An 8,704-nucleotide genomic window follows, 5' to 3' on the forward strand; every position below is an offset into this window, starting at 1 on the left:
AAATGTGGGCGGGACCCCATATAGAGGAAGAGTGAAGAAATACACGGATAAACATCCTGGCATGAACCATGCAATTGAATTAGGAAAACATACCAAGAAAACGGTAAAGGAAATATGTCAGATTACAGGAGTGAGTCAGGCCGCTCTGTATCGTAGATTAAAAGAACTTGAATAAAGTTCTTTTTTTATTTGTAATTAAATCCCAGAGTGGCCCCTCATACCCTGAATCGTTTCCGTACCCCTAGTAGGTGTTGTAAAAGTTGGACGACCGCCTTATTAAACCGTTGATTCAGTCCCTCAGGACTGATGAGTACTTCTGTTGATGCTTCTAAACAGCTAGATAGCGATGTTTCCGTACCCCTTATAAGAATTGAACAGTTAAAAAAAGAAAAAAGCATACCTGATGGTATGCAACTTAGACAACAAAAGTATTTTATTGATAATTATATGAGTTGAAACTTTAGAGGCAATTCTTCTAATGACCTCATTAGATAGTTTTCTATCCACCTTATTTGCTCTCTTTCACCTTGTATCTGTATATTTGATAAACGGTGTAATAGTGTAGAAATTGCAATTTTTGCTTCTAAACGAGCGAGTGATGCACCAAGACAAAAGTGACTACCATGACCAAATGCAATATGACGATTGTTTTTTCTTGTAATATCAAATACATCCGCGTTTGGAAAAATATTTTCGTCACGATTAGAAGATGCTAATGATATAATAATTCTATCTTTTGATTGAATATCTTGTCCATGCATTGTAAATGGTTCTGCTGTCCAACGTAAAGTCGTTAATTCAACAGGGCTGTAAAACCGTAATGCCTCTTCAATTGCTAAATCGATTAAATCAGGACTTTGACGAAGTTTTTGTAACTGAACTGGGTGCTCCAGCAAGGCCAGTGTCATATTTGTAATTAAATTTACAGTTGTTTCATGTCCAGCAACGATAAGCAGCGTAATTGTCGAATATAACTCTGATGTATTTAATTTCGTTCCTTCACTTTCCGCCTTTATTAGTGCACTGATTAAATCGTCAGCAGGTTTTTCTTTTTTTTTATTAACTAAATGCTGTATATATTCAGCAAATTCTCCTAATTTTTGATTGTTTTTCTGCATGTCTTCCAATGTATTTGGGGTACTAATAATTGCCTGTGACCAAGCTCTAAATTTATGTTGATCTTCAAGAGGAACACCCAACATTTCACTAATCACCATAATAGGTAAAGGGAAAGCATAATCACTTACAATATTTATAGAATTATTATGTTCTACTTTACTTAATAAAGTACCAGCAATATATTGAATTTGGTCTTCGAGTTGTAAAATCATCTTAGGGGTAAATGCTTTTTGAGCAAGGGATCGTAAGCGGTTATGATCAGGGGGATCTGAGTTCAGCATATGATTTCTTAAAAGTTCCCTATTTTCTAATGAAATAGGTGCGTCTATTTCTTCTTTATCACTGAATACGTTTTCAATATTTTTCATCAATTTAGTATCTTTCAATAAAGAGATTGCGTCCTCATATCTCGTAATCAACCAACTTTGACTCTGTCCGCCTGAGGATAAAGGATAAACAGGATGAAATTCGCGCAATTCTTTATATATATCATATGCTTCCTGTTTAAATATAGGAGAAGATAACTGTGATTCTGATAATAGTTTGAGATTCAGCTCGTTTTTTGAAGCCATCCATATAACCTCCAATATTATAGATTTTTAGGTAGCTACAGTACCTAATTTGCATTATAACGTATACAACTTTAATAAAGGTGAGAATATTTTGATAAAATATTACTTTACTTGGTGAAATAAATGATTTAATCCTTAGATATATGCCTACTTTGGGTACGGAAACAATTCAAGGTATGAAGGGTCACTCTGAGATTTAATTACAAATATAAAAATTTAAATAAGTTTATGTTTTTACAATTAGATTTGGGTTTCTTTTCCCATCCCCCGAAAAAGGGGAATAATACAGAAAATACCAATTAATAAACAATCAACATAACAAAAAGGTAGAAGATTTATATTGTGACAAATTATTTTTGAGACAGTATTTAGTTACATCTAAATTCAATACAATCTAGTTTAGAATTTAAAAAGAAAAAATGTAACAAAAACGAACGAACGTTTATGTTACAAATCGAACAACTAAGGCTGAATCTCAAATTCGTCCACAACTGATATGGAATATTTTGTATTAATACCTCTTTTCGGGGGATGGGCAAAAACATCCAAATCTTGTTCTGATAGATTGTGTTTTATTCTAGGATAGATAGTATCTTGAATACTTGGCATAATGAACTCCTTATAAATAATTTTATAATTCCAAATCATTTATATAATAAAACAAGAACCTACCTTATTTCCTGATAGGTTCCTTCCTTAATTGGAAAAATTTTCAGATGTGGCGTGTTATTCTTTGAATCGTTGCCGTACCCCATCGCTATCAAGCTAAGAAAATACCACTCCCCCCCCTAACGAAAATTCTATTCATTATTGACTACTGATAATGAGACGTTATGTTAACCGATCACGTATAGAATATACATGGTTCCTTGTTCAATGGTCAGGTTGAACAAAGAACTTTAATTTAGATAATGCTTCTTATTCCTCCATAAAGAATGCTTTTCGCTCTGTAGTAATCCAATTCTCCAAATTGTCTTGGCTACGTTTAACAAGTCGATTCACTAGCACGTCATGCCACACATAATCCTCTAATAAATAAATATGAACAGGGTCATCTGTATAAAAAGCAACACTACGCTCATCAATTGATGGTCCATAAATCATCTCTTTAGAATCTATGGACAGAATAAACCAATGTTCTGTAGATCGGGTTTCTGTATAAGGTGTTATACGATGGATTTCTAAATTTTTAATGGGATGTTCAACATGTAGCGTAATACCTTGTACCGTGACTTTATTAGCGGCTTCAACTAGTTCTTCTTTTAACATCTCATACATATCATTCCACATCGATATGACAATACGCTTTTCGGCTTTTTTTAGTAATGTCTGACAATAACTAATTATCGTCTTATAGTCCTTTAAAGTAATCACTCGATTGTCTGCTTTTTCCTCGGAGGTTTCTAGACTTTTTAATGATTCACTTATTACTTCATAAGTGGATTTCCACTCTGATTGAGCCTTTTGCAAAAAGATTTCAACAGGTAAAGGTGAATATCGAGTGGTATCATCTATTTCTTCCTTCATGACAATTCCTTTTTCAACAAGATTACTTAATACATCATAAATTCGTGCTCTTGGAATACCTGAGTCCTTACTCACTTGATAGGCTGTAACAGGACCTTGTTTAACAAGAGATACATAAGATTTAGCTTCATATTCATTAAAACCTAATTTTTTGAGCTGTTGCACTATATAGTTCAATTTTTCGTCCTCCAATTGTTCTTTTCTTATATTTCCAACGTTACAGTAACCATTTACATTTAGCAAATTATTAGTTACTATTTGAGTAGTGACTACAGAAAGGTTGATTATATATGGATTTCCAATTAGACCCATCAATATTAATTATTTTAATCGTTTTTGGTTTTTTAGCTTCATTTATTGATTCAGTAGTAGGGGGCGGTGGACTGATTGCTTTACCTGCTTTATTATTTACAGGACTGAATCCAGCAGGGGCAGTAGCTACCAATAAATTAGCATCGACAATGGGGTGTGTAACTAGTAATATTGTGTTTTATCGTTCTGGTAATCTTGATTTGAAATCAGCGTTTAAATTATTTCCACTCACTTTCATAGGTTCCATAGTAGGTGCCTGGGTTGTCCATTTAATGAACCCAGAGATACTGAAACCTTTGATGTTACTAATGCTTGGTGCTGTTGCTATTTATACGATATTTAAAAAGGATTGGGGTAGTATTTCCACCCATAAGAAATTGTCCGTTCGGCACTTTATTATTTTTACTTTTTTTGTTTTTATTATTGGTTTTTATGATGGATTTCTAGGTCCTGGCACGGGTTCATTTTTAATGTTTACCTTTTTATTAATTGGGTATGATTTTTTAAAGGCAGCAGGTAATGCGAAGTTTCTTAATTTGGGAAGCAATATTGGTGCATTGTTGATGTTTATGTGTTTAGGACAAGTAAACTACACGTATGGTTTCATAATGGGAATAGCACAAATTGCTGGTGGGATCATTGGCTCCAAATTTGCTATAAAAAAAGGAAGTGGGTATGTTCGTACCCTTTTCATTACAGTAACTTGTTTATTATTAGCAAAAAATATTTATGATTATATTCAATAATTTCTAAAATTAACTTCCTATATCGAATATTATGTAAAAGAAAAGTCTCTTCAGTAAATGGACTTTTTGAGATTTCTAGATATAGCGACTGCTGATAAGTGGGGTTATGTTAACTAGTTTTGTATAGAGTATATATTTTAGTGAACTGAGAAATCATTAAAGAACAAGGAAATCTACAAATCCCCCTGTTCTTTGATGATTTTATTTATCTTTAAAACCTTTAACATTCCATTTCTGGGATATAGCAGATAACATAAGCCATGGTTCAATCATTAAGTTAATTAGGATATGAGCAACAATTGAGGCTAATATATGTCGTTCTGAAATAATGTATACAAAGGCAAGTAGACCTCCAAGAATCGTAGTAGATAATATAATAGGTAAAGCAACCTTTAATTCCCCTCTAAGCAAAACCCAAGCGCCATGAGCTAAACCAAAAATTAAGGCGGAAACAATCATTTGGACTATCACGGAATAACCTTCATTGTTTATCCAGTCCATTAACACTTGTCTAAATAATATTTCTTCTACGATACTTGATACGATGGCAGCCCAAATCCCGATTATCTTTAGCCAAGAAAATGTAAATAATCGTTCTCCTACAAAAGGCACTGCCTTACTCGTATAGAAAACATAACCAAACGAGATGAAAATAACTAATAGCCAAGCAATTGGATAGTCAAAAGCATTAGAGTTAATTCCTAACCTATGTTCAATAAATCTTTGTGGATTACCTATAAACCAGAAGATTATACAACTAGTCAAAGCTACAGACAAGGTACCTAATACTAGGCCTGTTAACTTCTCGTCTTTAGAAGAAACTTTATGATTTACACGTTTAATTATATTATTCCTAGTCAAGTTGTCATCTGTCATTATTTCACCTCCAAATAATTTCAAATATCTTTCAACCAATAGACAAATTAAAGATTAATCTCTAAGCCTATAATATACCATATATGTCATATTAAGTATTTTTTAAAAGTTAATTCTAGAATGTAGAGTTTTGCTTTTCCTTGTTTGTTTACAACGTTTTGAATGTGTACTTTTTTTATCATTTTTGATGATATTAAGGGAATTGGTTTTGGGTTAATGTTCTAGGGGATTTGAAAGTAAACTAATATCTAAAAATTTACTTTCATTTTTTCTTGGAAATATTTCAATTGAAAAACTGAAAATTAAAATATTTAAATGTATAATAAAGTAAAGAAGATATAGAAGAAATAAATAGAGAAGAGGGAATATCATATGACTAGTTTAAAAAATGTTCTTGAGCTTGATTTTGCATACCTTGAAACCTTTACTAGCCGAATAGAGAAATCATGGGGGTCTATATTTTGTAATGAAAGCAACCCATATTATTATGATGCAAATCATGCACATGTAAGTGTAGTAAGTTTAAATCCACAAATGATAGTAGATGAAGTAGTGCATTTCTATAAAACTAAAAATATAGTACCTAGATTTTATATATACAACTTAGATATGCAAGAAAAACTGATTTCTGAATTACAAATAAAGAATTTTGGATTTGAAGAATTAATAAGTCCAGTCCAATTATGGAACAAGAAATTAACTAAAAAAGATAAAAATGAAAAAGTTACTATTGAAAAGGTATCTGAGTTAAATTTTGAAGAAGCTTTAGATATTGAATGTAGTATAAAAGAGTTAGGGGGCGAAGTTAGAAAAAAAGCTTTTCAAGATGAATTCCACCATCCAGCATTCACTCATTATCTACTTAGATACAATGGAATAGCATGTTCCATCGCTTGTATTTTTGAACATGAAAAACAAGCCCGAATGGAAAGTGTAGCTACAATTGAAAAGTTTAGAGGTAAAGGGTTAATAGGTGAACTTATTCACTTTATTCAAAGCGAAATAATGAATAGAGGACTAGATAATCTTTGGGTGATTCCAATTAACGAAAAAGTAGAAAAAGTTTATGAAAAGTATGGATTTGAAACAGTAGAAAAAATTAAAACGGGACATGCGTTTTTAGAAGGAAAAAGTATTAAAGAAATTCACGAGGGATAGAAAAAATCAATTTATTTTGCTAAAAAAATATTTAGTTAACAAGTGTATTGAAAGTAAACTAATATTTAAAAGTTTACTTTCGTGTTTATAATAAATAAAAAGCACTTTTTAATTTTAAAAGTGCTTTAACTTGATGTTGATGTGAAGGGACCTCAAGTATGTAGAAATTTAAAAAAGTCCCTTTAGATATTATAAAAGGATTTTTTAGTAATCAAACTTCATTCCAATCCTATAGAAACCCCACAGAGAACACTAATGTTTTCTGTGGGGTTTGTTTATTTCAAAAGAGCTTGGGGGAAAACTCATTTTGATCAATTTTATTTTTCTAATACATCTGAGCGAATTAATTTTAACTCATCTGTTTTAATTGCACCTGTTGAAGTTGATGATGGTTTTACTTTTGTAGCTGTATCTCAAAAACGGCTGCCTTCCCTAAATAGATTGGAGCCTAATACATATCAAGTCGGAGAAAGCCACCTTAGGGTGTCTTTTCTTTTTTCAAAAGGACCACCTCAATTAGATTGTAACAACATAAAATAAAGCGTATCCGTGAAAACACATGTGTATCCCTATGTTTTTCCCTCTTAACGTAATTTACTACACTAGTAAATTACTCATAACGTAATGCGTCGATTGGATCTAATTTCGCAGCTTTGTTCGCTGGAATTAATCCGAAGATAATACCGAGCGTCATGGAGAAGAGCACGCCTCCAACAACTACTTGCCATGAAACAAGGGGTGGCCAGTTTGCGAATGACGAAACAATATGTGCGCCACCATAACCAAGGCCGATTCCAATTAATCCACCAAGAAGCGTCAACATAACAGCTTCAATTAAGAATTGTAACAAGATTTTACTACGTGTTGCTCCAAGCGCTTTACGTACCCCAATCTCACGTGTACGCTCCGTTACAGATACGAGCATAATGTTCATAACACCAATACCACCAACGACTAGCGAAATACCTGCGATACCACCGATAATCATTGTCATGGTATTTGTCATTTTGGAAATACCATCTTGAATTTCTTTTAAGTTCATTACTTCATATTTACCTGTAAATTCACTTGGCTTACGATTATTTAATACCTCAGCTGCCTTCTTACCAGCGACTTCTAAATGGTCAACATTTTTCGCCTGCACAGAAATATTTTCAATTTCATCTTTTCCATATAGAGTTGGCCATAGTGTTAATGGAATAAGAGCTTCAGAATCTCCTCCCATTCCCATAAACCCACCTTCTGCCTCATATACACCAATGATTTGCATCGGTTGGCCTTTCATTTCAATGATTGCTCCAACTGGATTTTCTTTTTCAAATATCTTCTTTTCTACACCCGTACTAATCATGATAACGTTATTTCCCTGTTCAACATCCGTGTCATTTAATGAGCGACCTTTTTTCACCTTCACTTTATTTACGGCAAAATATTCACTGTCTAACCCTTTAATGTTCACCATATCTTTTTTATCATTGACATCAAGTGTTTCCATATTCGAATTCGTCTTAATTACATGCGCAATCTCTGGAAGTTTTTTTATTTCAAAAATATCTTCTTCCGTCAATTTAGGTTGCCCCATTTCCCCCACAGCAAATTGATCGTTCATGTCAGGACTATAGTTAATCGAAATTACACTATTTCCAGAACCAACAAATTGTGATTTTAACGCGGCTTCTCCGCCTTGCCCAATCGCAACAACAGTAATAATGGAACCAACACCGATAATAATCCCGAGCATTGTAAGTGCTGAACGTAGTTTATGAGCTAGAATAGAAGAAAGGGCAATCTTTATACTATCTAGTAAACTCATACCGCACACCTTCTATCTTCTGTAATTTTCCCATCCCTTAACACAATTCGACGCGAAGAATACGCCGCAACTTCTTCCTCATGTGTAACCATAACAATCGTCGTACCTTCTGCGTTTAACTTCGTGAATATATCCATAACTTGTTCCCCTGATTTTGTATCAAGAGCACCAGTTGGCTCATCGGCCATAATAAACGTTGGATCATTCGCAATGGAACGAGCGATCGCCACACGTTGCTTTTGTCCACCTGAAAGTTCACTCGGTAAGTGATGCACACGATCTAATAATCCGACTTTTACAAGCGCTTCAAGAGCTCTTTGACGGCGCTCAACTTTCTTCACACCACCATAGATAAGTGGAAGCTCTACATTTTCTACTGCTGAAAGACGTGGCAATAAGTTAAAATGCTGGAATACAAAACCGATATATTCATTCCGAATAAGGGCAAGTCTTGCCTCGTCCGCTGTTAAGATATTCACGTTATTCAACATATATTCGCCTTCTGTTGGACGATCTAAACAACCGATAATATTCATGAGTGTTGATTTTCCAGAACCAGACGGTCCCATAATCGAAACAAA

At 33.5% G+C, this 8,704-nt stretch carries 9 protein-coding genes and 1 pseudogene; 4 read left to right on the plus strand and 6 right to left on the minus strand.

The genetic code is table 11. From position 1 onward, the window contains the following. Positions 1–363: 363 nt before the first annotated feature. Positions 364–432 (plus strand): annotated as a pseudogene (locus CN288_RS28485) (IS6 family transposase); the annotation flags it as partial. Positions 433–443: 11 nt separating this feature from the next. Here CN288_RS28485 and CN288_RS25705 read toward each other — a convergent pair. The 3 genes from CN288_RS25705 to CN288_RS25710 form a co-directional block, all read right to left on the minus strand. After that, on the minus strand, positions 444–1,691 hold the full coding sequence (locus tag CN288_RS25705; protein WP_098303409.1) for a cytochrome P450 family protein: 1,248 nt from the start codon (positions 1,689–1,691) through the stop codon (positions 444–446). Positions 1,692–2,153: 462 nt separating this feature from the next. After that, a complete protein-coding gene (locus CN288_RS29090; RefSeq protein ID WP_176527739.1) occupies positions 2,154–2,300 on the minus strand; it encodes a hypothetical protein in 147 nt (48 codons plus the stop codon). A gap of 309 nt (positions 2,301–2,609) precedes the next feature. Further along, complete coding sequence (locus CN288_RS25710) at positions 2,610–3,395, minus strand: TrmB family transcriptional regulator (RefSeq protein ID WP_026591678.1); 786 nt, start codon at positions 3,393–3,395, stop codon at positions 2,610–2,612. A 113-nt stretch (positions 3,396–3,508) separates the two neighbouring features. Here CN288_RS25710 and CN288_RS25715 point away from each other — a divergent pair, with 113 nt between their 5' ends. Next, positions 3,509–4,276 (plus strand): TSUP family transporter, encoded by a 768-nt coding sequence (locus tag CN288_RS25715; RefSeq protein WP_026591679.1) that lies wholly within the window; start codon positions 3,509–3,511, stop codon positions 4,274–4,276. A gap of 201 nt (positions 4,277–4,477) precedes the next feature. Here the strand turns inward: CN288_RS25715 and CN288_RS25720 are convergent, their stop codons facing one another. Next, positions 4,478–5,152 carry a CPBP family intramembrane glutamic endopeptidase gene (locus CN288_RS25720; protein WP_098303410.1) on the minus strand — a complete coding sequence of 225 codons (675 nt, stop codon included), beginning with the start codon at positions 5,150–5,152 and terminating at the stop codon, positions 4,478–4,480. A 372-nt stretch (positions 5,153–5,524) separates the two neighbouring features. On the opposite strand from CN288_RS25720, the gene CN288_RS25725 reads away from it, so the two are divergent. Next, positions 5,525–6,310: a GNAT family N-acetyltransferase gene (locus CN288_RS25725; protein WP_026591681.1), complete on the plus strand. Its 786-nt coding sequence runs from the start codon at positions 5,525–5,527 to the stop codon at positions 6,308–6,310. Between the two features lie 264 nt (positions 6,311–6,574). Further along, entirely contained in the window at positions 6,575–6,850 is a 276-nt protein-coding gene (locus CN288_RS29095; protein ID WP_176527740.1) for a hypothetical protein, read from the plus strand. A 70-nt stretch (positions 6,851–6,920) separates the two neighbouring features. On the opposite strand, the gene CN288_RS25735 is transcribed toward CN288_RS29095, so the two are convergent. Beyond that, the gene (locus CN288_RS25735) at positions 6,921–8,123 is read right to left on the minus strand and encodes an ABC transporter permease (RefSeq protein WP_090695603.1); all 1,203 of its coding nucleotides are present in this window, start codon (positions 8,121–8,123) and stop codon (positions 6,921–6,923) included. Next, positions 8,120–8,704 (minus strand): ABC transporter ATP-binding protein (locus tag CN288_RS25740; RefSeq protein ID WP_098303412.1); only part of this gene is annotated, 585 nt, incomplete at its 5' end. The genes CN288_RS25740 and CN288_RS25735, both read right to left, overlap by 4 nt.

The sequence above is a fragment of the Bacillus sp. AFS023182 genome (assembly GCF_002560575.1).
Classification (GTDB): Bacteria; Bacillota; Bacilli; order Bacillales; family Bacillaceae_G; genus Bacillus_A; species Bacillus_A arachidis.